The organism is Bacillus suaedaesalsae (assembly GCF_016890225.1).
Lineage (GTDB): Bacteria > Bacillota > Bacilli > Bacillales > SA4 > Bacillus_BS > Bacillus_BS suaedaesalsae.
Genome location: NZ_JAFELM010000031.1, coordinates 86,865 through 110,450 on the forward strand (window position 1 = coordinate 86,865; position 23,586 = coordinate 110,450).

General features: G+C 37.4%; 19 protein-coding genes. All 19 read right to left on the bottom strand.

Annotated elements, in window-relative coordinates:
• Nucleotide 1 precedes the first annotated feature (1 nt).
• The 19 genes from dpaA to dxr all read right to left on the bottom strand — a co-directional run bounded on the left by dpaA (nucleotide 2) and on the right by dxr (nucleotide 23,507).
• The gene (gene dpaA / locus JR050_RS12050; RefSeq protein WP_204203746.1) at nucleotides 2-898 is read right to left on the bottom strand and encodes a dipicolinic acid synthetase subunit A; all 897 of its coding nucleotides are present in this window, start codon (nucleotides 896-898) and stop codon (nucleotides 2-4) included.
• 181 nt (nucleotides 899-1,079) lie between these two features.
• Nucleotides 1,080-1,355, bottom strand: a complete 276-nt coding sequence (locus tag JR050_RS12055) for a YlmC/YmxH family sporulation protein (RefSeq protein ID WP_204203747.1) — start codon at nucleotides 1,353-1,355, stop codon at nucleotides 1,080-1,082.
• A 102-nt stretch (nucleotides 1,356-1,457) separates the two neighbouring features.
• Nucleotides 1,458-2,696, bottom strand: a complete 1,239-nt coding sequence (locus JR050_RS12060; RefSeq protein ID WP_204203748.1) for a M16 family metallopeptidase — start codon at nucleotides 2,694-2,696, stop codon at nucleotides 1,458-1,460.
• A 54-nt stretch (nucleotides 2,697-2,750) separates the two neighbouring features.
• Nucleotides 2,751-3,713 (bottom strand): polysaccharide deacetylase family protein, encoded by a 963-nt coding sequence (locus JR050_RS12065; protein ID WP_204203749.1) that lies wholly within the window; start codon nucleotides 3,711-3,713, stop codon nucleotides 2,751-2,753.
• Between the two features lie 392 nt (nucleotides 3,714-4,105).
• Nucleotides 4,106-6,220 (bottom strand): polyribonucleotide nucleotidyltransferase, encoded by a 2,115-nt coding sequence (gene pnp / locus JR050_RS12070; protein ID WP_204203958.1) that lies wholly within the window; start codon nucleotides 6,218-6,220, stop codon nucleotides 4,106-4,108.
• A gap of 255 nt (nucleotides 6,221-6,475) precedes the next feature.
• Nucleotides 6,476-6,745 (bottom strand): 30S ribosomal protein S15, encoded by a 270-nt coding sequence (gene rpsO, locus JR050_RS12075; RefSeq protein ID WP_149219169.1) that lies wholly within the window; start codon nucleotides 6,743-6,745, stop codon nucleotides 6,476-6,478.
• A gap of 121 nt (nucleotides 6,746-6,866) precedes the next feature.
• Nucleotides 6,867-7,817, bottom strand: coding sequence for a bifunctional riboflavin kinase/FAD synthetase (gene ribF, locus JR050_RS12080; RefSeq protein WP_204203750.1), 951 nt, complete (start codon nucleotides 7,815-7,817; stop codon nucleotides 6,867-6,869).
• Between the two features lie 56 nt (nucleotides 7,818-7,873).
• Nucleotides 7,874-8,791, bottom strand: a complete 918-nt coding sequence (truB, locus tag JR050_RS12085) for a tRNA pseudouridine(55) synthase TruB (protein WP_204203959.1) — start codon at nucleotides 8,789-8,791, stop codon at nucleotides 7,874-7,876.
• Between the two features lie 158 nt (nucleotides 8,792-8,949).
• The gene (gene rbfA, locus JR050_RS12090; protein WP_204203751.1) at nucleotides 8,950-9,309 is read right to left on the bottom strand and encodes a 30S ribosome-binding factor RbfA; all 360 of its coding nucleotides are present in this window, start codon (nucleotides 9,307-9,309) and stop codon (nucleotides 8,950-8,952) included.
• 14 nt (nucleotides 9,310-9,323) lie between these two features.
• Nucleotides 9,324-9,602, bottom strand: a complete 279-nt coding sequence (locus JR050_RS12095; RefSeq protein WP_204203752.1) for a DUF503 domain-containing protein — start codon at nucleotides 9,600-9,602, stop codon at nucleotides 9,324-9,326.
• A complete protein-coding gene (gene infB / locus JR050_RS12100) occupies nucleotides 9,599-11,782 on the bottom strand; it encodes a translation initiation factor IF-2 (protein ID WP_204203753.1) in 2,184 nt (727 codons plus the stop codon). Before infB ends, JR050_RS12095 begins: the two co-directional genes overlap by 4 nt.
• A gap of 16 nt (nucleotides 11,783-11,798) precedes the next feature.
• Nucleotides 11,799-12,104: a YlxQ family RNA-binding protein gene (locus JR050_RS12105; RefSeq protein ID WP_204203754.1), complete on the bottom strand. Its 306-nt coding sequence runs from the start codon at nucleotides 12,102-12,104 to the stop codon at nucleotides 11,799-11,801.
• A gap of 1 nt (nucleotide 12,105) precedes the next feature.
• Nucleotides 12,106-12,381, bottom strand: a complete 276-nt coding sequence (gene rnpM, locus JR050_RS12110) for an RNase P modulator RnpM (RefSeq protein ID WP_204203755.1) — start codon at nucleotides 12,379-12,381, stop codon at nucleotides 12,106-12,108.
• A 12-nt stretch (nucleotides 12,382-12,393) separates the two neighbouring features.
• Nucleotides 12,394-13,497: a transcription termination factor NusA gene (gene nusA, locus JR050_RS12115; RefSeq protein WP_204203756.1), complete on the bottom strand. Its 1,104-nt coding sequence runs from the start codon at nucleotides 13,495-13,497 to the stop codon at nucleotides 12,394-12,396.
• A gap of 91 nt (nucleotides 13,498-13,588) precedes the next feature.
• Nucleotides 13,589-14,062 carry a ribosome maturation factor RimP gene (gene rimP / locus JR050_RS12120; RefSeq protein WP_204203757.1) on the bottom strand — a complete coding sequence of 158 codons (474 nt, stop codon included), beginning with the start codon at nucleotides 14,060-14,062 and terminating at the stop codon, nucleotides 13,589-13,591.
• A 663-nt stretch (nucleotides 14,063-14,725) separates the two neighbouring features.
• Nucleotides 14,726-19,021, bottom strand: a complete 4,296-nt coding sequence (locus JR050_RS12125) for a PolC-type DNA polymerase III (RefSeq protein WP_430392884.1) — start codon at nucleotides 19,019-19,021, stop codon at nucleotides 14,726-14,728.
• Nucleotides 19,022-19,266: 245 nt separating this feature from the next.
• Complete coding sequence (locus JR050_RS12130) at nucleotides 19,267-20,964, bottom strand: proline--tRNA ligase (RefSeq protein ID WP_204203759.1); 1,698 nt, start codon at nucleotides 20,962-20,964, stop codon at nucleotides 19,267-19,269.
• Nucleotides 20,965-21,091: 127 nt separating this feature from the next.
• Entirely contained in the window at nucleotides 21,092-22,342 is a 1,251-nt protein-coding gene (gene rseP / locus JR050_RS12135) for an RIP metalloprotease RseP (protein ID WP_204203760.1), read from the bottom strand.
• 16 nt (nucleotides 22,343-22,358) lie between these two features.
• Nucleotides 22,359-23,507: a 1-deoxy-D-xylulose-5-phosphate reductoisomerase gene (gene dxr, locus JR050_RS12140; protein ID WP_204203960.1), complete on the bottom strand. Its 1,149-nt coding sequence runs from the start codon at nucleotides 23,505-23,507 to the stop codon at nucleotides 22,359-22,361.
• Between the last annotated feature and the right edge of the window lie 79 nt (nucleotides 23,508-23,586).

Genomic DNA, 23,586 nt, shown 5'->3' on the forward strand with positions numbered 1-23,586 from the left:
TCTAATTCCCCTTTCTATTTAAAAGATCTTCTCTCAGCAACTGTGCCATGACATTCGCAACGATTTGACCTGCTGTTTTCGGGGCAACAACTCCTGGAAGTCCAGGTGCCAAGAGCGCCTTAATTCCTCTTTTTTCGGCATATCGAAAGTCTGTACCACCAGGTTTTGAAGCTAAGTCGATAATTAATGTGTTAGGTGGCATTTTCGAAATCACACTTGCCGTTACAATATGATGGGGGATGGTATTAATACAAACGTCAATATTTGCTACTTCATCTTCTAGCTTGCTAAGGTGAAATGGCTTCATCCCCATTTCAAATACGCGAGCAAGATGTTCACTTTTCCTTGCTCCAACTTTCACATTTGCCCCTAATGCGTCAAATGCTCTCGCTACACTAAAGCCAACACGCCCCAATCCTAAAACAGCAACCTTTGAATTGTGAATTGTTATTTCTGTATGTTGAATGGCCATCATAATGGTTCCTTCTACTGTAGGAATGGAATTATAAATCGCAACATCATCACGTTCAAAAAGCTTAACAAGCTTCCGGTTCGTTGACTTAATAATATCGTCTATATATTGGTTACTAATCCCAGAGTATATTGTGCAATGCTCCGGTGTTTTTGTAACAAGTTCTTCTGTAAATACGACAGTCTCATTGGAGAAGATTGTATCTACTTCACCTTCACTATTCGCTCCTGATGCAGGAAGAATAATAGCATCAATTGTTGAAAAGTCAACTTCATCAATCTGATCTTTTGAAGCTCCTGTAAAGTTATGATCAAGCTGATCAAAGCCAATTAATGATAGCTTTGCATCTAGCTCTGTTAACTTCTTGATAACTTCAAGCTGTCTTGCATCTCCACCTATAACTGCAATATGCAATCCAGTTAGCATGGTTTTATTCACCTTCTTTTTGTAGTGTGGCAAATTAGTACTAAAACCGTATTAACGCTCTCTTTACTCACTCATCTTATGTAAGTAAATAAAATTAGGTGAATGATTGAATGTAGAATCAAAAAATTAAATGTGCCTACTCAAAAAAAAGACCTTCCGCTCACGGAAAGTCTTGCAAGTTTTACTTATGTTTAGGCTCATACATGCTTTGATAGGAATGCTCTTCAGGTATATCTATTATGATCATATCTGTTCCAATTTTCTTTATGTGATGCCAGGGTACTTTAATCTCAGATCCTTGCTTTCTAAGTCCAAACCATTTTATGGTCGGGATTATGAAAGCCTTGATATGACCTGTCGTTTCGTCTATTTCCAAATCAGTTTGACCTAAAATACCCAATCTTTCTGCTTTTTTCAAGTCTACAATTTCCTTGCCGCTTAATTCACTAAGTCTCATTGAATAGATCCCTCCTAAGTGGACTGTCCCTTACTTACAATTGTATAAGCAGCACATCAAAAAAATACCTACAGATTTATTGTCTGTAGGCAATCGTCAATATTAAGAAAGAGAAGGTGGTAATTCACCGTCTGGGCTTACTAGTGATACAGAAGGTGCTGTGTTGAATAATTTTCTTCCTAATTCGTTTACAGTCTCTTCTGTTACCTCATTAATATTTTCTAATATTTCATCTAATGTACGATGTTGTTTTAACAGAAGCTCGTTCTTTCCATTTCTGCTCATGCGGCTATTTGTGCTTTCTAAACTTAGCATTAAGTTACCCTTAATTTGCTCTTTACTATTTTGTAGCTCTTTTGTTGTTATTCCTTTATCCATTAACGTTAGCAGGGTATTCTGGATTGTTTCATATAGCACGTTCAATTGTTGACTACCCGTACCACCGTAAACTGTTAACATTCCACCATCCTTATAGGATGAATGATAGGAATATACAGAGTATGCCAGTCCTCTTTGTTCACGAACTTCTTGGAATAGGCGGCTGCTCATGCTACCACCTAATACATTATTTAACACAATTAAACTATAAATATCCTGGTGCCCTACTGGCAGCCCTTCGTAGCCTAAACAAAGGTGAGCTTGTTCCGTATCTTTCTTACGTGTTAGCTTATCACTATGAAAAGATGGTACGATCGTTTCTTGGGGTGTAGCAGTAGATTCAAAGCTTCCAAAATAATTCTCTATTTCTTTAATAAAGGAGTCATCAATATTACCCGCTACTGAAACAACGACATTTTCCGGAGTATACGTTTCTCTCATATATTGACGTAAGCTATCGCCATTAAAAGCAGATAAGGTCTCTTCAGTTCCAAGAATTGGATATCCTAGTGAATGGTCTTTATATGTAGCACGACTTAATAAATCGTGAACGATGTCATCAGGTGTATCTTCGTACATCTTGATTTCTTCATACACAACATTTTTTTCTTTATTTAATTCTTCTTCATCAAATGTTGAGTTAAAGAACATATCAGCAAGAACTTCTAACGCATAGTTTGAATGATCGTCTAACACTTTTGCGTAATAGCATGTATATTCTTTAGATGTAAATGCATTCACTTGACCACCGATACTATCAAATGATTCTGCGATTTCTCTAGCGGAACGAGTTTTAGTACCTTTAAAAAACATATGCTCTAAAAAATGGGATACACCGTTATTTTCTTTCGTTTCATTCCGCGAGCCTGTTCCAATCCAAACACCTATTGCTACCGAACGAACATGTGGAATATTTTCTAGGACGATTCTAACTCCGTTGTTACAAGTAAATTTTTTAATCAAGAATGTTTCCTCCTATAATGTTGCATCTTCATCTGCGTTATAACAAGTATAAGATTAGTCTGCACGTTTTTCACTTAAAAGACTCGAAACTTCATCAATTCTAAGTTTCTTTGCTCTAATTTCGGTAATGAGTTTATCTAATGACTTGGCAGTTGATTCTGTTGGGTGCATTAAAACAAGTGCACCTGGATGGATTTTGGATAGCACTCGATTCGTTAACACATCAGGAGTAGGCTTTTGCCAGTCAATTGTATCAACACTCCACATGATTGTCTCCATATTGAGCTCGGCCGCAATATCCACAACCTCTTGTTTATAGCTTCCACTTGGCGGAGCAAATAATGTAGGTGTTTTTCCAGTCGTTGCTTCAATGACAGCATTTGTTTTCACCAATTCCTGTCGTACTAGTGACGTAGTTAGTGTTTTCATATTAGGATGACTGTATGAATGATTTCCTACCTCATGGCCTGCATCGACAATCATTTTTGCCATATCTGGGTTTTCCTTTACCCATCTGCCTTCTAAAAAAAATGTAGCATTAACATTGTGCTTCTTTAACGTTTCTAATATCGTGGGTATGTATTCATTTCCCCATGCAACATTAATGATAAAAGAAACCATTTTTTTATCTGGATGCCCTCTATATATAGCATTAGGAGGTAGATCCGATAAATGAACAGATGGTGGAATTTCCTTGAATACTAACTTTTGTGAATCGAATTCTTTTGATTTCTTCATATTTTCATAAGATGCTTTCACATCTACTTTTAATCCATTATATCCAGGTGTTGATTTCCATACTTTATGTACTTCTGCATTTTGCGGAGCTTTCTCATACTCCAGTGCTACTTCTTTTATTTCTTCATACAATGGATCCATTACTTTTGTTACCGGTAATGCATTCTGGTCCGTTTTTAATCCGGATACATATTGGGCAGTAAAGGGATTTTGTACTGTACTGTATGAAGCTAAGGCGATTAAAAAGAAAGCAACCCACTGTATATAAATTCTTTTCATCCTAAATGTCCCCCTTTGTACTAAAAATTATGTATGAGAAGGACAAGGTAGAACAAAAAGTATTGCTTTCACCCTATTTAGAAAGACTGTGTTTACTATGTATTTAATTTAGATGAACTAGAGATGTACCAGTATGACTCTCTGCTAAGGTATGTCACCTGCTGCAGCAAAACACTGGCTGATTACGTCCCTTGTGCAAGCTAAGGGGGCATCGGGACAAAAGACAAAGTAATTTCCGTTGTCTTTGGTGAGATCTCGCAGACAAAAAGTGCCGATATAACTCACCGCCGGAACCGATGAAAACAAGAACCCGTAACGAAATCAACATCATTTTTTAGCACAGCCTCTAGAAAAAAAGAAGCTGGGCTTCAGCTTCTTCATTTTTTATTACATTACGTTGTTGGATTTTTTTCCTTTTGTTCCTTCAGAACTGCTTTACGAGATACATTTACACGGCCTTGCTTATCGATTTCTGTAACTTTTACTAAAATCTCATCTCCGATCGCAACAACATCTTCTACTTTTCCGATGCGTTCTTCTGCAAGCTCAGAAATATGAACAAGTCCGTCCTTACCGCTGAATAGTTCAACGAAAGCACCAAATTTCTCAATTCTCTTTACTTTACCTAGGTACATTTGTCCGACTTCTACTTCACGAACGATGTCCTCAATAATCTTCTTCGCTTTTTCATTCATTGCTTGATCAACTGAAGAGATAAATACTGTACCATCTTGCTCGATATCAATTTTAACACCTGTTTCTTCAATGATCTTATTAATTTGCTTTCCACTTGGTCCAATAACATCTCTAATTTTATCAGGCTTAATTGCCATTGTTAAAATCTTTGGAGCGTATTTAGACAGTTCACTACGCGGTGTATTTATTGTAGCAAGCATAGATTCGAGAATTTGGTTTCTTCCCATTTTCGCCTGCATTAACGCCTCTTCTAAAATTTGGCGTGATAGTCCTTCTATTTTAATATCCATTTGAAGTGCAGTAACACCTTTAGCTGTACCTGCAACTTTAAAGTCCATATCTCCTAAGTGGTCTTCCATCCCTTGGATGTCGGTTAGGATTGTATAGTCTTCTTCTTTCTTAACTAACCCCATTGCAATACCAGCAACTGGCGCTTTAATTGGCACACCCGCATCCATCATCGCAAGTGTACTTGCACAAATACTTGCTTGTGATGTTGAGCCATTAGATTCTAATACTTCAGAAACTAAACGGATTGTATAAGGGAAATCCTTTTCATTTGGAATAATTGGTTCTAATGCACGCTCACCAAGAGCACCATGTCCAATTTCACGACGACCTGGTCCACGAATTGGTCCTGTTTCCCCTACACTAAACTGAGGGAAGTTGTAGTGGTGCATGAAGCGTTTTTCCTCTTCGATGCCTAAACCATCTAAAATTTGTACATCCCCTAAAGCTCCTAATGTACAAATACTTAGTGCTTGAGTTTGTCCACGTGTAAATAATCCAGATCCATGTGTTCTTGGTAATAATCCAATTTCAGAAAAAAGTGGACGAATTTCATCTGCACCACGGCCATCCGGACGAATTTTTTCTTTTGTAATTAGACGACGCACTTCTTCTTTTACAAGCATGTAAAGAACTTCAGATACTTGCTTTAGAACCTTTGCTTCTACTTCTTTTTCCTCGAAGTGTGCAATGATTTCCTTTTTCACTTCATTGATTGCAGCTTCACGCGCATGTTTTTCGTGAACCTGAACAGCTTGTTTCATTTTATTTTCAGCGAGTGTTCGAACTTCATTTTCAATGACAGAATCTACTTCATAAAGAGTGACTTCTGTTTTCTCTTTTCCTATTTCAGCTACGATTTCTTCTTGGAACTGAATTAAGCTCTTGATTTCTTCATGACCAAACATAATGGCTTCGAGCATTGTCTCTTCAGGAACTTCATTTGCTCCTGCTTCAACCATGTTTATAGCATCCTTTGTACCTGCTACAACTAGATGTATATCAGATTTCTCCATTAATTCAACAGATGGATTAATAATAAATTCATTATCAACACGTCCAACTGTAACCCCGGCAATAGGCCCTTGGAATGGAATGTCAGATACACTAAGTGCTAGTGAAGATCCAAACATTGCTGCCATTTCGGAAGAGCAGTTTTGATCCACACTCATTACGATACTGATAACTTGAACTTCGTTACGGAAACCATCTGCAAATAAAGGACGGATTGGACGGTCAATTAAACGACTTGCCAAAATAGCCTTTTCACTAGGTCTTCCTTCACGTTTAATAAATCCACCAGGAATTTTCCCTACTGCATATAAACGCTCTTCATAGTTCACTGTTAATGGAAAGAAGCTTAAATCCTTCGGTTCCTTTGAAGCTGTTGCTGTTGATAAAACAGCTGTGTCTCCGTATCTTACAAGTACTGCTCCATTTGCCTGTTTAGCTAACTGTCCAATTTCAACTGTTAACGGTCTCCCTGCCCAGTTGGTGGAAAAGATTTTTTTCTCTTGTCCCATATTCATTATTACCCCTCTCTTGCTAATGCTAAAAATTGTATGTAGTTATCACAAGTATCCATATTATGTAGTATTTCCTATATATAGATAAAACATATCAAATACAATTTATATATGTAAATAATTTTGTGCTAAAAGTCAGATTTGCGCAATATTATCTTATGTATAGAGTCGTATTCTAAAATTAATTAACTCATTAGATCACCATAGAAAAGAAGCTAACAAAAAAGCGGGATATTCTCCCGCTTTTTGTTATTATCGACGAAGACCAAGCTTGTTGATTAATTCGCGATAACGAGTAACGTCTTTGTTACGTAAGTAGTTAAGTAAGTTACGACGCTTACCTACCATCTTTAAAAGACCACGACGTGAGTGGTGATCCTTCTTGTGTGTACGTAAATGATCATTTAACGTATTAATTTGCTCTGTTAGGACAGCAATTTGAACTTCTGGTGATCCAGTATCAGTTGCATGAGTTTTGTACTCAGCAATGATTTCGTTCTTGCGCTCTTGTGTTAAGGCCATCCTTTTCACCTCCTATTAATTCATCCCCAATTACCGAGCAAGCGTCGGTGACTCGACTTGCCAAGCAATGGTTCATAACATACGCTTTTTAGCATACCCTTTTTTCACGAGAATTGCAAGTTTAATTCGTTACTCGTCCAATTAATATTTCTTTAGCAATCTTCATATCGATTTGAATTCTTTCAACAAGTTGGTCAATTCCCGTAAACTTTTGCTCGTCTCGAATTCGATAGAGAAAGGACAATTCAATAAATTCACCGTAAATCATGTCACTAAAGTCAAATAAATGAACCTCTATCGAAATATTTGCAAGGTTTTCATGAAATGTAGGCTTTTTCCCAATGTTACAAACACCGTTGTACCATTCATCCTTTATTTTCATCTTAACAGCATATACGCCGATTTTAGGAATATAGTAATCCTCTAATGGAGCAATATTAGCCGTTGGAAAACCGATCGTTGATCCCCTTTTCTCACCGTGGATCACGTTGCCTTTTATTTTATAAGGACGACCTAAAAGCGATGATATGACTGACACATTACCATCTTGTAATAGCTTTCGAATGTAAGTTGAGCTTACCTTTTCATCATCCTTTTCTACCTTCGGAACGATTGTTTGTGTAAATTGGTTTCTTGAATGAAAGGGTAACGTCTCCATTGTCCCTTTTCCCATTCGACCATAGGTAAAATCAAAGCCTGCAACCACGTGTTTGACGTTTAGCTTAATGATATAATCATCAACAAACTCTTGTGGTAAAAGCTGCGCAAATTGTTCTTTAAACTCTACAACATATAACTCGTCAATCCCAAGTCTTTCAATTTCCACAATCTTATCATTCAGAGGTGTGATGGCATAATGTACAGCATTCTCTCTTCTTAAAACAATAGAAGGATGAGGATAAAACGTCATTACAGCACTTTTTATACCCTTCTCATCCGCAATTTGTTTTGCAGAACCGATTACTTTTTGATGACCGATGTGAACACCATCAAAAAAACCAAGGGCCATTACTTTTGGCAAACTATTTTCTAGCTTGATTTCATGTGGATGTGAAATAAATATTGTCTTCATTTGTTTCATCACCTTTACTATAGAGAACACGTTCTTCTCTAGCGTTGAAAAAGGTATTAAGACATTTCATTGTATAATACCTTAGTTGGTTTCATTAAACCTTGTTTTGTTTGGTGCTTCTCATATATGGCTAATGCTAGCCCTTGTTGATCTAATAAAAGTAAAAGATCATGATTCTCAAGCAATGGGTCCATTTCTAGTACTGAACCATTCTTCACTTTCCCTGCTACTGTATCATCAATTGTAGTGTTAGGCAAATGTAAAAGGGCACGTTCAATGGGAATCAGAATATCAGAGATCGTACCATCTGCCATTCTATTTTCTACTTCCTCAAAGGTAACACATTCATTTAATGTAAATGAACCTGAAGCAGTTCTTATTAACTTTGACATATGTGAAGGGAACCCTAACATTTCTCCTATTGTAACAGCTAATGTCCGTACATATGTACCTTTACTACAAGTTACCCTAAAGGAAAAGGATACATTATCAGAACCAAACTCCTCACGATCGTCTAATAAAGTCAACTCATGTATAACAATGTTTCTAGTAGGTCGCTCTACCTCGATTCCTTTTCGAGCATACTCATATAGTCGTTTACCATTCACCTTTACAGCAGAATACATTGGAGGTGTTTGGCTAATGGTACCGGTTAGTTTCTGGAAAACAGACAATATTTCCTCTCTTTTTATGATTCGGTCTACAGGTTTTTCCTCAACTATTTCTCCAGAGAAGTCTTCTGTGGTTGTTGAATAACCAAGTGTGACTTCACCTTCATACGTTTTATCACTGCCTGTTACATACTCAGCAATCTTTGTAGCACGTCCAATACAGATTGGTAAAACTCCCGTCACATCTGGATCAAGTGTACCTGTATGACCTACTTTTTTTGTCTTTACTATTTTTCGTACCTTGAACACACAATCATGTGAAGTAAGTCCTTTTGGTTTATGTAGCAGAAGGATTCCGTTCATCATAGCCTCCTAAGTGTACAAATCTATATATTAAAAAGGGATAGACAAAATAAATTGTCTATCCTGCATAGGTCCGGGGAAAGTATTACTCTTCCTTCGGTAATGAAAACGTAGCATGCCTCTACTTAAAGATTTGCCATGTTCTCTCATCATTACAATTACATTTCATCACGGTGTGAAGATTTATTTAGTTCGGCTAAGAGTGATTCTATTCGGTTACCATAGTCAACTGATTCGTCAAACTCAAATGTAATTTCTGGTGTTTTACGAAGTCTAATACGTTGACCAATCTCCGAACGTATAAAACCTTTTGCTTTCGCTAAGCCTTTTAACGTATTTTGTCTCTTCTCTTCATCACCTAATACAGATATGAAAACTTTTGCTTGTTGAAGATCACCCGTTACTTCTACATCAGTAACCGTCACAAACCCAATGCGCGGGTCTTTAATTTTTCTGCCGATGATTTCTCCAAGCTCTTTTTTCATTTGCTCCCCTACTCGAGTAGCACGTATACTCATACGATCACCTCGCTTCAGTACCATTCAAAGCTTGTTTGTGCTCTTTCAATCTCAGGAAAAGAGTCAAGCAACTTCAGAGCATTTTGAAGCTCTCGTTCCGTTGCTTTTTTTGAAGATGTTATGGCAACAATTCCAATACAGGTTCGCTGCCACACATCTTGATGATCCATTTCTGAAACAGATACGTTATATTTTTGTTTTAGCCTTGTCATAATCCGTTGCAATACAGCGCGCTTATCTTTTAAAGATGCAGCGTCATAAATCATGCAATCACATTGGACAAAACCAATCATTTTCTTTCAATTTCCTGCATTACATAAGCTTCAATGATATCTCCTTCTTTAATATCATTGTACTTTTCGATCGTAATACCACACTCATAACCTTGAGCTACTTCTTTCACGTCGTCCTTGAAACGTTTTAACGTGTCAAGTTGACCTTCGAAGATTACGATTCCTTCACGAATTAAACGTACGCCACTGTCACGGCTAATTTTTCCGTCTGTAACCATACAACCAGCGATTGTTCCTACTTTAGAAACTTTAAATGTTGTACGAACTTCTGCTTGACCGATTACTTTTTCTTCGTATTCAGGATCTAGCATTCCCTTCATCGCTGATTCTATTTCTTCGATAGCGTTGTAAATAATTCTGTGAAGACGAATATCTACATCTTCTTGCTCTGCTGTACGCTTCGCATTCACATCAGGTCGAACGTTAAATCCGATTACAATTGCGTTTGAAGCGGAAGCAAGAATAATATCAGACTCAGTAATCGCTCCAACACCAGTATGAATGATTTTTACGCGCACACCTTCAACATCAATCTTTTGCAAGGAAGCAGCAAGTGCTTCTACAGAACCTTGTACGTCTGCTTTTACGATAATATTAATATCTTTAATATCACCTTGTTTAATTTGTTCGAATAAATCATCAAGGCTTAACTTAGCCTTGTCACCACGTTGTTCTGCAACTTGCTTTTGCATACGTGCTTCGCCAACAGAACGCGCAGTTTTTTCATCTGCAAATACCATAAACTGATCTCCAGCCAACGGAACTTCGTTTAATCCCGTAACTTCTACTGGAGTTGACGGTCCTGCATCCTTCACACGTCTTCCTAAATCATTAACCATCGCACGGACACGACCAAATGCATTTCCAACAACGATCGGGTCTCCTACTCGTAATGTACCGTTTTGAACAAGTAATGTTGCAACAGGACCGCGACCCTTATCTAATTGAGCCTCTACAACAGTACCAATTGCAAAGCGCTTAGGATTAGCTTTCCATTCTTCTACTTCACTTACTAAGATAATCATTTCCAGTAGTTCGTCGATACCTTCACCTTTTAAGGCAGACACTGGTACGAAGATTGTATCTCCCCCCCAAGCCTCAGGTACTAATCCACGATCTGTTAGCTCTTGCATCACACGATCAGGGTTTGCAGATGGTTTATCCATCTTATTCACTGCAACAATAATTGGTACTCCAGCAGCCTTAGCATGGTTGATCGCTTCAACTGTTTGTGGCATAACCCCATCATCAGCAGCAACAACAAGAATTGTAATGTCTGTAATTTGAGCTCCACGAGCACGCATCGTTGTGAACGCAGCATGTCCAGGAGTATCTAAGAATGTAACTTTTTTATCGTTAACGACAACTTGGTATGCACCGATATGCTGCGTGATTCCACCCGCTTCACCTTCAGTAACCTTTGTGTTACGAATTGAATCAAGTAACGTCGTTTTTCCGTGGTCAACGTGACCCATTATTGTGACGATAGGAGGACGAACTTGTAGATCCTCTGGCTTATCTTCAATATCATAGCCTTCAAATTCTGTTTCTTCGTATACGATTTCCGCTTCAACCTCAACACCGTAGTCAGATGCAATTAATTCAATCGTATCATTGTCTAGGTCTTGGTTAATTGTTGCCATTATACCTAACATGAATAGCTTCTTAATAATTTCAGAAGGCTCTTTTCCAAGCTTAGCAGCTAATTCTGCAACAGTTAGTGATCCAGTATACGTAATTCTATCTGGTAACTCCGTAACCTTTGCTTGGGTTTGCTGTTTTCCGCCGCCGCCCTTTTTGTGCTTATTTTTCTTGAAAGCTGCATTATCGTTAGCTTTTTTGTTGTCTTTTTCTTTACGCTTATTTGCACCTTTTTTCTTTGCAGGAACATTTACGACAACTTCATCATCGTCATCAGTGCTAAATACTTTTCCTTTAACCTGTGGTTGTTGCTTAACCTCAGGAGTAGCCTTTTTCTCTTGAGCTTTTTCTGTTGTTTCCTTCTTTTCAGGCTTCTCTTCTTTCTTTGTGAAGCGCTCATCTAATTTCTGTACCATATCGTCCTCTATTGTTGCCATATGATTCGACACTTCTACATTCAGTTCTTTTAATATATTAATCACTTCTTTACTTGAAATGTTTTGTTTCTTTGCATATTCATAAACACGCATTTTACTCATACGTTCACCCCCGAATTTATTCCTCGAGCAATGTGTTTAGCTTCTTCGCAAATCCATCATCTAGAATACCAATAACGACTCTTTCCTCTTTTCCAATCGCCTGTCCAAGCTCTGAACGATTTTCAACATAGCGAATTGGTACTTGGTAGTAAGAGCACTTATCTTTAATTTTCTTTTCTGTGTTTTTTGAGGCATCTTTTGAAAGTAAAACCAGTTTTGCTGATTTACGTTGAATCTCTTTTACAACTAATTCCTCACCAGAAATAATCTTCCTTGCTCGAGCTGCTAACCCTAAAAGAGATTTCCATGGTTTTTGATTCATATTATGATTGATTCTCCTTTTCAACAAGAGAAATCAATTCGTCATATAAAGATTCATTAACTTGTGCGTTCAGATGATTAGCTAAACTATTTTTCTTTTTTGCTTGTAATATAACTTCTTTATCTTTACTTAAGTAAGCGCCACGTCCAGATTTCTTACCTGTTAGATCGACGGAAACCTCTCCCTCTTTCGATCTGACAATACGGATAAGTTCTTTTTTCGGCTTCATTTCCTGACTAGCCACACACTTCCTTAAAGGAATTTTGCGATTACTCATCTATCTCACCCCTTATTCAAACTCTGGGGCATATCCGTCATCATCTGTAATGAGTCGGTTACCAGAACCAATAATTCCTAATTTCTCTGCGTCTGAATGACTTTTAATGTCAATCTTCCAACCCGTAAGCTTAGCTGCAAGTCTTGCATTTTGTCCTCGTTTTCCAATTGCTAATGACAATTGGTTATCGGGAACAATAACAGTCGTTGCTTTCTCCTCTTCATTTACAATTACTTCTTCAACTTGTGAAGGACTTAGAGCATTTGCTACGAACTCAATCGGGTCCTTTGACCATTTTACAATGTCAATTTTCTCACCTTTTAATTCGTTTACAATTGCTTGAACACGTTGTCCTTTTGGACCAACACAAGAACCAACTGGGTCTAGATCTGAATTATCAGTGTGTACAGAGATTTTAGAACGATCACCTGCTTCACGTGCAACAGATTTAATTTCAACTGTACCATCATAGATTTCAGGTACTTCTAATTCAAATAGTCGCTTTAATAGTCCAGGATGTGTACGAGATACAAAAATTTGAGGTCCCTTTGTCGTCTTCTCAACCTTTGTAATGAACACTTTAATGCGATCGTGCGGCTTGTAAGTTTCATTAGGCATTTGTTCAGCAGCAGGTAGCAACGCTTCTATTTTCCCTAAATTCACATAAATAAACCTTGCATCTTGACGTTGTACAATACCAGTCATGATATCTTCTTCACGGTCGATAAATTCAGTATAGATAACGCCTCTTTCAGCCTCACGAACACGTTGTGTTACTACCTGTTTAGCTGTTTGAGCTGCTATTCTTCCAAAATCCTTTGGAGTTACTTCTATTTCTAGTACATCTCCAACTACATAGTTAGGATTTATAAGTCTAGCTTGTTCTACTGAAATTTCTAAACGCGGATCGAACACTTCATCTACTACGTCTTTACGAGCAAATACCAGCATTGTTCCACGTTCTAAATTTACGTCTACTCTTACATTTTGTGCTTGATTAAAATTACGCTTATAAGCAGAAATTAAAGCTGCTTCAATTGCATCGAGTAAAACATCCTTGCTAATGCCCTTTTCTTTCTCAAGGATAACAAGGGCATCTAAAAGTTCGCTGCTCATTTATTGATCCCCCTTTAGTTTACACTTTTTTTATATAGTAGAAATCTATGGAAAAGCTATAATAGTTGATTATATAGCTTTACTAAAAACCTTAATTAAAAGTTACAGCTAGTCTTGCACTAGCAACCTTTTGATATGGAATGGTTACCACTTTTTTTCTTGTTTTAATTAAGTATGTGATCGTTACTGAATCACCATCAAAAGCAGTTAACTCTCCTTCAAATTGCTTTTCACCGTCAATTGGTTCATATGTTTTCACATATACTTGTTTTCCAATTGATTTTTCAAAATCCTGAGGTTTTTTTAATGGACGCTCAGCTCCTGGCGATGATACTTCAAGAAAGTATAAGTGATCAATCGGATCCAGTTCGTCAAGCTTTTCACTCAACATGTTACTAACTGTTCCACATTGCTCAATATCAATACCTTTTTCCGAGTCGATAAACACTCGTAAAAACCAGTCTTTTCCTTCTTTTACGTATTCAATATCCACAAGTTCTAATTGAAGGTCGTCTATTATTGGAGTAACGAGTCCTTCAACTATTTCCGTCACTTTTTTACTCATTCAAACCCTCCTTCAGTTTGCTTTGACATTTATTTGTGAGTAAAATTCCCTGCCAAGATAGCAGGGAACGCATGGACTATGTAGAAAAAAGTTGATAGTAATACGAAAGAGTGGGTTTCCCCACTCTCCGTTAACTTCCGTATTCATAGCATTTCCTATTAAACTATAACATAATCACCTAATTTATGCAAATATGACAATGTTGTCAAGAACATTGTTTTAGGCTGTTTACGCATACTTTGTTGCTATTTTTACAAAAAAAGAATTTATTTTAGGTCCGTTGATTTTCGCTTCAGGCACACGCTTTCCGCGGGGAGGGATCTGATGGTTATTTTCACTATTGTGAAAAAACCTACCTCCTCGGCTTCGCCTGCGGGTTCTCACGATTCCCTCTATCTCCCGCAGGAGTCGAGTGCCTTCCGCTCCAATCAACTCAATGTTTTAACAGAGCTATCCAAATAGCAACAATCTTTACGAAATGAGCCTTGTTTTAAAACAAGGCTCTTTTTAATACTGATGCTTATGTCCGTTTTATATGCATACTTTCAGCTAGGAAGCTGGTGAGGTTCCTTTGCGTTAGGAATGACAAAGACGTTACTTTGTCCTTTGTCCCGCTAAACTCTACTATAATCTACTATTAATACCATTATGACATTAATTAGCCTAAAATAATGATAATTGATTTTGCTCCGGAAGTGATTCTAAACAACCTTGACTATCTAAATATTCTAAGATTGTTTTAGAAATTTTGCTTCGTTGTTGAAGGTCTTCTTTTGATAAAAACTCACCCTGTTCCCGTGCTTTCACAATATTCAACGCTGCGTTAGTTCCAAGTCCAGGAATCGCATTGAATGGTGGAATTAAAGTATTCCCCTCTACAATAAAGTCTGTTGCACTTGAACGATAAAGATCAACCTTTTGGAATGAATATCCTCTTTCACACATTTCAAGGGAAATTTCTAAGACCGTTAATAAATTCTTTTCTTTCGTTGAGGCATCAAGACCTTTTGCATTAATTTCTTCAATCTTTGATTTTAACGCAGTTGATCCTCTAACCATTGCTTCAACATCAAAATCATCTGCTCTTACTGTGAAATATGCAGCGTAATATAGAATTGGATGATGAACCTTAAAGTATGCAATACGTACAGCCATTAATACATAAGCTGCCGCATGGGCTTTAGGGAACATATATTTGATTTTCAAACATGAATCAATATACCAAGCAGGTACATTGTTATTCTTCATTTCCTCAATCCACTCATCAGGAAGTCCTTTACCTTTACGTACATTCTCCATGATTTTAAACGCTAGAGATGGTTCTAAGCCTTTGTAAATTAGATACACCATAATATCATCTCGACAACCGATAACCTCACTTAGCGTACATGTACCGTTTGCGATTAATTCTGAAGCATTACCTAGCCATACATCGGTTCCGTGTGATAGACCGGAAATCTGAACTAATTCTGAGAATGTTGTTGGTTTCGTATCTTCTAACATTTGACGTACGAATCTTGTACCGAACTCTGGAATCCCTAGTGTACCAGTTTTACACATAATCTGCTCTTCTGTCACACCTAGAGATGATGTATTTGCAAATATTTGCATAACCTCTGGGTCATCGGTTGGAATGGTTTTCGGATCAATTCCACTTAAATCTTGTAGCATTCTGATTACAGTCGGATCATCGTGTCCTAGTATATCAAGCTTTAATAAATTGTCATGAATGGAGTGGAAATCAAAGTGAGTTGTTTTCCATTCTGACGTTTTATCATCAGCAGGAAACTGAATCGGTGTAAAATCAAACACATCCATATAGTCCGGGACAACAATAATCCCCCCTGGATGCTGACCTGTAGTACGTTTTACACCCGTACACCCCGATACTAATCGGTCAATCTCTGCACCACGAATGGTTAAGTTGTTATCACCTGCATAGCCCTTTACATAACCGTAAGCCGTTTTTTCGGCAACTGTACCAATCGTTCCTGCACGATAAACGTTATCTTCTCCGAAGAGCACCTTCGTATAATTATGAGCTTTAGACTGGTATTCACCTGAGAAGTTTAAGTCGATATCCGGTACTTTGTCCCCTTTAAAACCAAGGAACGTTTCAAAAGGTATATCATGGCCATCTTTCTTATAACGAGCTCCACATTCTGAACAATCTTTATCTGGTAAATCAAATCCTGATCCGACTGAACCGTCATCAAAGAAGTGAGAATGTTTACACTTTGGACATATATAATGCGGTGGCAATGGATTTACTTCTGTTATATCAGTCATTGTCGCAACAAGAGATGATCCAACAGATCCACGAGAACCTACTAGATATCCATCATTTAATGATTTTTTAACAAGCTTTGATGATATTAGATAAATTACTGCAAAGCCATGTCCAATAATTGATTTCAGTTCTTTTTCTAACCGATCCTCAACGATTTTAGGTAATTGGTCACCGTAAATAGAACGGGCTTTATCATAGCTCATTGAACGAACTTCTTCATCCGCTCCTTCAATTTTAGGTGCATACAAATCATCTTTTATCGGTTTGACTTCACCAATCATATCCGCTATTTTATTTGTGTTTGTCACGACTATTTCCTTTGCTTTTTCTCCACCAAGGAAAGCAAAGGCATCTAACATTTCATTTGTCGTTCTAAAGTGTACCTTTGGTAACGTATGTCGGTTTAATGGGTTTGCTCCACCTTGTGACCCGATTAAGATTTTGCGATAAATATGGTCATTCGGTTCTAGGTAATGAACATTCCCGGTAGCAACAACCGGTTTTCCGAGTTTTTCACCTAGTTTAACAATGTTAGAAATAATATCTTGTAATGCCTTCTGATCTCTAATTAACTCAGCTTCAATTAGTGGAGCATAAACCTCAGGTGGCTGAACCTCTAAATAATCATAAAAATGTGCAATATCTTCCACTTCTTCTGGAGATTTTTGCATCATCCCTTCGAATACTTCACCTTTGCTACAGGCAGAACCTATTAAAAGACCTTCACGGTATTTTGCTAGTTTTGAACGAGGGATTCTTGGAACACGATAGAAATAGTCTAGATGAGATGTCGATATTAGCTTAAATAGGTTTTTAAGTCCTCCATCATCCACGGCAAGTAACGTCATATGATATGGACGAGCTCGCTGGTAAGCATTTCCTTGACCCATGTTTTCATTCATTTGATCGTGATACTCAATTCCCTTTTCAAGTGCATCCTTTAACATTTTAATTACCAAGTAGCCTGTTGCTTCTGCATCATAAATCGCTCTATGGTGCTGCGTTAGCTCTATATCAAACTTTTTACACAATGTATTTAAACGGTGATTCTTCATATCAGGGAATAGAAATCTACCTAATTCAAGTGTATCGATAACAGGATTAGCCGCTTTCTCATAGCCTAACTTTTTAAACCCGACATTTAAAAAGCCCATATCAAAGCTTGCATTATGCGCAACTAAGATTGCGTCACCCATCCAAACTCTAAATTTCTCCAGTACTTCTCCAACTTCAGGTGCATCACGTACCATATCATCCGTAATACCTGTCAAATCAATCGTCGTTGCTGACAGCCGATGATGCGGATTTGCAAATGACTCAAATCGATCGATAATTTGCCCGTCCTTAACCTTTACCGCCGCAAGTTCAATGATCGTATCATAAACGGCAGATAAACCTGTTGTCTCAACATCAAAAACAACATACGTATCGGTTGCAAGAAAGCGGTGTTGTTCATTATAAGCGATTGGTACGCCGTCATCTACTAGATTTGCTTCAAGTCCATAAATCATCTTAATTCCATGCTTCTTGGCACTCGAATATGCCTCTGGAAAGGATTGTGCAACTGCATGATCTGTAAGTGCAATTGCAGGATGGCCCCATTTTTTTGCTTGTTCAATTAGCTTGCTTATTGGAGTAATAGCATCCATTTGACTCATTGGAGAATGAGCGTGTAACTCAACCCGCTTTTCTCCTTCTGGTGCAGTATCCTGTCTTTGAATAGGGAATATCTCTTGTATATCATTTGCCATCATGACCAAATCACGGACAAACGTATCATTTTGGATTCCTCCACGAACCTTAAGCCACATACCTTTTTTAATACTTTGGAATATCGGAATATCTTCTTTGTCACGAGAAAACATTTTCACTAGTATAGAACTAGTGTAGTCTGTAATTTTGAATGTTAATAAATGTCTACCACTTCTTAGTTCCTTCGTCTCAGCATCGAAAACATACCCTTGAACAACGACTCTTCTTTCTTCTTCTTGAATCGAATGAATCGTCACAGGCTCTTCTTTTATCGTATAACCAATTGTTAAAGGTCCACTTTGTTCAGTTGAAGCCTCTTTATCTTTCTTTTGCATTTCAACCATTGCTTCTAGTACCCTTGTGCGATCTTCTTGCTCCTTCTGCTCTACAAACTTTTCAAATTCTTCAGTAGAATGCTCGACAATTGTATCAAGTTGCATTGGTGAAAAACCCATGTTTTCATATTGAGTGGAAATAGCTTGTCCATATTTCTTTCTAACAGAAATTGCTTCTGCTTCATTACGAGTTTTAATGGTTAGCTTTGAGCCCGCAATTGCTGGAAGTTGGTCCTTCAATAGCGGTAAAAACATTGGAGATATCGAATCTAGCTGGTTTATACAGATTGGCCAGTATTCAATAATTTCATTTTCTAACACGTTTTTATCTATTGTTTTAACGGAGAAACTTACTGTAGCAAGATGAGAGAAAGTATCATTCAATTTATTTGCAAAAATTTCAAATATAGGTGCTGGTACAACTTTTTTCCAGACAAAATAAAAATGCCATCTCTTTGTTTGAGTTGTCACTTGTAATTTTTCAATTCCTGCACCGTGGAAATATTCACTTATATCAGTTGCCATATTCAATTGTTGAAGTAAAATATTAAATCTTTCTATTTGTTCATTTGAAAGCTCTATCACGGATAGATCTCCTCTCTCCATGTAATCCAAAATTCTATATCTATTTTACACGATTTTTACCTGATAAGGGAAAAAAATAGTTCATATTATAACTTCTGTAAGAACTACTCTTGTTTTGTTCAAGAATCATCATCTTTTCACATATGCCTTATTCCGACATTGATAGCTTTATATTATCTATATTTTTAATACACAATATTGAAAGGTACCTCCAGTCATGAGGTACCTTTTCATGTATATTTCTATTTTACAATATATTTTTCAATTGTGTTCACTAGATTTTCAGTAGTTATTTCCAGTGTTTCACCTGTTCTTCTAATTTTGATTTCTACAATACCTTCAGAAGCTTTTTTACCTACTGTTATTCTCAGTGGAAGTCCAATTAAATCACTATCGGCGAACTTTACCCCTGGACGCTCCTGCCTGTCATCATAAAGAACATCGAATTGTTTCTTTAATAAAGCATATAGTTCATCAGATAATTGTCTTTGCTCTTCTTGTTTTGGATTAACCGTAATAAGGTGTAATTCAAATGGAGCTACAGCCTCTGGCCATATTAACCCATTCTCATCATTAAACTGTTCAGCAATAGCTGCGACTGTTCTTGATACCCCAATTCCGTAACAACCCATAATAATTGGTTTACTTTTTCCGTTCTCATCCAGGAACGTTGAGTTCATAGATTCAGAATATCTTGTGCCAAGTTTAAAAACATGACCGACTTCAATTCCTTTGGCAAATACAATTGTACCCTTACCATCCGGTGACATGTCCCCTTCTTGAATGAAACGAATGTCTTCATAAATGACATGATGGAAGTCACGTTCTGGATTTACACCTTTAAAATGAACTCCTTCTTCGTTAGCACCACAAATACCATTTACTATGTATTTAACTGCATGATCGGCAAGAATTTTTATTTCTTCTGGCGCACCAATCGGACCTAGTGACCCAATTGGTCCCATTACTTTTAAGGCATCCTCTGGAGTTGCAAGCTCTACATTTGTCGCTTCAAAGAAATTTTTTAATTTAACATCATTTACTTCATGGTCACCTCGAACGATAACGATAACAAACTGTTCATCAATTTTAAATAACATTGTCTTTAAACAGTTCTGCGGTGCTACTTGTAGAAATGCAGATACCTCTTCAATTGTCTTTTGGTTAGGTGTATCTACTTTGTTCAATGAAAGCATTGGTTCATCACTTTTCTCATATTGTGCCATTACAGGTGCCATTTCAATGTTCGCTGCAAAATTTGAAGTATCAGAATACGCAATTGTATCTTCACCGATATCAGATAAAACCATAAATTCGTGTGTATCCTTGCCTCCCATTGCACCAGAGTCTGCAATAACCGCTCTAAAATTCAAGCCGCAACGTTCAAACACATTTGAATAGGCAGTAAACATTTTATTGTATACATCATCTAAGCTTTCATTAGATGCATGAAATGAATAAGCATCCTTCATGATAAATTCACGTCCACGTAGTAACCCAAAACGTGGTCTCTTTTCATCACGAAACTTTGTTTGAATTTGATATAACGTTAACGGAAGCTTCTTATACGAGTTAATTTCATCACGGACAAGGCTCGTAATCATCTCTTCATGTGTTGGTCCAAGAGCAAACTCACGATTATGTCTGTCCTTCATACGCATCATTTCCGGTCCATACGAATACCATCTACCAGATTCCTGCCATAATTCCGCTAATTGAAGTGCAGGCATGAATAATTCAACAGCCCCTGCTTTGTCCATCTCTTCTCTAACAATTTGCTCCACTTTATGTAACACTTTCTTACCCAGTGGTAAAAAACTATATACTCCTGCTGAGTTTTGACGGATAAAGCCTGCACGTAATAATAATTGGTGGCTTTTTACTTCTGCATCTGCTGGTACTTCTCGTAATGTTGGAATAAACGTCATACTTTGCTTCATTAATTGCACCTCTTTTTATTAATACATTTATAAAAACTTGGCTATTCGCCAAGTTTTTATGTGAATGCTCTTTTTTAGTCTGTTTTTTTGCAAACTACTTTACATCAACAACTATGTAAAGGATAGCCTACATAAAAATACGTTGAATGTCGTTCCATGTAACAAATAGCATTAAAAGCATTAAAAACGCAAAGCCAACGAAGTGTACGAGTCCTTCTTTTTGACGGTCGATTGGCTTTCCACGTACTGCCTCAACTGCAAAAAACATCAGTCTACCACCATCTAGTGCTGGAAGTGGTAGCATATTAATAATTCCTAGATTAATGCTTAAAATTGCTCCCCATCTCATTAAGTTGTATACACCGGTTTGCGCAACTTGATCTGTTGCCGAATAAATCCCCACAGGTCCAGACAGCATATCAATATTGAATTGTCCTGTAATTAGTTTTCCAAGACCAATAATAATTTCCTTTGTCCAAAAATAAGTTTCTGTGAATCCATATTTGAAGGAACTCAGTACATTCTTCTCGACTGGTCCATACACGCCAATTACGCCATATCCCTCTTCGCCAGGTGCCTTATCTGGAGTAATCACCGATTCAAAGCTTTCACCGTTTCGATTAATCGTAAACGCCAATTCTTCTTGTGGGTGCTCTCTAATAATTGTCACAACATCTTTCCATGTTGTGACACTAACTCCATCAATCGTTTCAATACGATCTCCCTGCTTTAAGCCTGCTTCTTGTGCAGGACTATTTTCAACAATTTTCCCAAGAAGGGCTTCATTTACAGGACTTCCTTGTAATAAGCCTAGTAATAAGAAAATAACAAAAGCTAGTACAAAATTCATCGCTGGTCCAGCAATAATTGCTAGAGTTCTTTGGCCTAAAGTTTTCGATCCAAATTGTCTATTATATGGAGCAATTTGTGTTTCAACTCCATCTACAACAAATACTGCCTTTTCATTGACTGTAAATGTTTCAAGTTTTTCGTCTTGCTCATAACCAGAAATGAACATTTTTTTCTCTACATCAGCATTTTCCACTTCGATAAGACGAGCGTTTGGAAACTTATCTTTATTGTTTAAAATAATCTTTGTCACTTGATCAGATTCATTAAGTATCAGTCCTACGTTAAACCCTGGTTTCAGTTCAATCGTTTCAGGATCCTCACCAGCCATACGAACAAATCCGCCTATTGGTAAAAGTCGAATTGTATAAACGGTTTCGTCCTTCTTAAAGGAAAATACCTTCGGACCAAAACCAATTGCAAATTCTCGACAAAGGATACCTGCTCGTTTAGCAAAAACTAAATGCCCTAACTCATGAAAGAATACTAAGGCGCCAAATATAACTACAAAGGCAATGACTGTGTTCAATGTTCTATCCCACCCTTTACGTTAGTAGTGATGTTACATACCTTCTTGCTTCCATATCAACTGCTTTTATCGTTTCTAAATCCGGGTTTGAAATGGACTCATGCTGCTCCAAAGATTGATCAATTAAATCCTCGATCTGCAAGAATGTAATCTTCCCATTAAGGAATGCGTCCACAGCAACCTCATTCGCGGCATTTAATACAGTTGGAAATGTCCCACCGGCTGTTCCTGCTTCGTATGCAAACCTTAGACATCTAAAACGTTCCAAGTCAATCTTTTGGAAATTCAATGACCCGATCTCCCAAAGGTTTAAACTTTTGGAAATTGGTAATGGTAAACGTTTTGGAAAGGTTAGAGCATATTGAATTGGAACTCTCATATCCGGAGAACCAAGCTGTGCAATTACACTTGTGTCATCATATTCAACCATCGAGTGAATAATACTTTCTTTATGTAAAATAACCTCAATATTTTTGTAAGGAATATCGAATAACCATCTGGCTTCAATAACTTCTAGCCCTTTATTCATCATCGTTGCTGAATCAATTGTGATCTTCGCACCCATCGACCAGTTTGGATGGGAAAGAGCTTGCCCTACCGTTACACCATTTAGTTCTTCTCTAGAACGATCTCTGAAACTCCCACCCGAAGCAGTAAGGATCAGTCTCTTAACTCTCGCTATATCTTGCCCGACCATAGATTGGAATATAGCTGAATGCTCACTATCAACAGGCAGGATCTCAACATTCTTTTCCTTTGCCAAACTCATAACAAGATGCCCTGCCGTCACCAATGTCTCTTTGTTTGCTAATGCAATAGTTTTGCCTTGATTTATCGCTTCTAGTGTTGGAATTAGACCGACACTCCCTATTACGGCATTCACTAAAATGGAAGATTCATGGTGAACGGCAACTTCCACTAAACCTTGTTCTCCATACACAATTTTTGTATCGCTTGAGATCATACCTTCAAGCTTTTCTTTATCGTCCTTTGTCAGTACAGAAACTATTTTCGGCTTAAACTCCTTGATGATCCCCACTCCTAGGGATAAGTTTTTACCAAAAGATAACGCAACTACTTGAAACTCTTCTGGATGTAAACGAAGTAAATCAAGTGTTTGAGTTCCTATAGAACCCGTTGCACCGAGTAGACTTATCTTTTTCATCATTCCAGCTCCTCATTAATTTGGCTATAACTATAATTAGAAAAAATGACTAGTATCTCGGGCAAAACAGATTCAGTCA

Excerpts from the sequence above, each read along its gene's own strand:
- dpaA (WP_204203746.1), bottom strand. The coding sequence starts at position 898 with ATGCTAACTGGATTGCATATTGCAGTTATAGGTGGAGATGCAAGACAG.
- JR050_RS12055 (WP_204203747.1), bottom strand. The coding sequence starts at position 1,355 with ATGAGACTTAGTGAATTAAGCGGCAAGGAAATTGTAGACTTGAAAAAA.
- JR050_RS12065 (WP_204203749.1), bottom strand. The coding sequence starts at position 3,713 with ATGAAAAGAATTTATATACAGTGGGTTGCTTTCTTTTTAATCGCCTTA.
- pnp (WP_204203958.1), bottom strand. The coding sequence starts at position 6,220 with ATGGGACAAGAGAAAAAAATCTTTTCCACCAACTGGGCAGGGAGACCG.
- rpsO (WP_149219169.1), bottom strand. The coding sequence starts at position 6,745 with ATGGCCTTAACACAAGAGCGCAAGAACGAAATCATTGCTGAGTACAAA.
- ribF (WP_204203750.1), bottom strand. The coding sequence starts at position 7,817 with ATGAAGACAATATTTATTTCACATCCACATGAAATCAAGCTAGAAAAT.
- truB (WP_204203959.1), bottom strand. The coding sequence starts at position 8,791 with ATGAACGGAATCCTTCTGCTACATAAACCAAAAGGACTTACTTCACAT.
- rbfA (WP_204203751.1), bottom strand. The coding sequence starts at position 9,309 with ATGAGTATACGTGCTACTCGAGTAGGGGAGCAAATGAAAAAAGAGCTT.
- JR050_RS12095 (WP_204203752.1), bottom strand. The coding sequence starts at position 9,602 with ATGATTGGTTTTGTCCAATGTGATTGCATGATTTATGACGCTGCATCT.
- infB (WP_204203753.1), bottom strand. The coding sequence starts at position 11,782 with ATGAGTAAAATGCGTGTTTATGAATATGCAAAGAAACAAAACATTTCA.
- JR050_RS12105 (WP_204203754.1), bottom strand. The coding sequence starts at position 12,104 with ATGAATCAAAAACCATGGAAATCTCTTTTAGGGTTAGCAGCTCGAGCA.
- rnpM (WP_204203755.1), bottom strand. The coding sequence starts at position 12,381 with ATGAGTAATCGCAAAATTCCTTTAAGGAAGTGTGTGGCTAGTCAGGAA.
- nusA (WP_204203756.1), bottom strand. The coding sequence starts at position 13,497 with ATGAGCAGCGAACTTTTAGATGCCCTTGTTATCCTTGAGAAAGAAAAG.
- rimP (WP_204203757.1), bottom strand. The coding sequence starts at position 14,062 with ATGAGTAAAAAAGTGACGGAAATAGTTGAAGGACTCGTTACTCCAATA.
- JR050_RS12130 (WP_204203759.1), bottom strand. The coding sequence starts at position 20,964 with ATGAAGCAAAGTATGACGTTTATTCCAACATTACGAGAAGTACCAGCA.
- dxr (WP_204203960.1), bottom strand. The coding sequence starts at position 23,507 with ATGAAAAAGATAAGTCTACTCGGTGCAACGGGTTCTATAGGAACTCAA.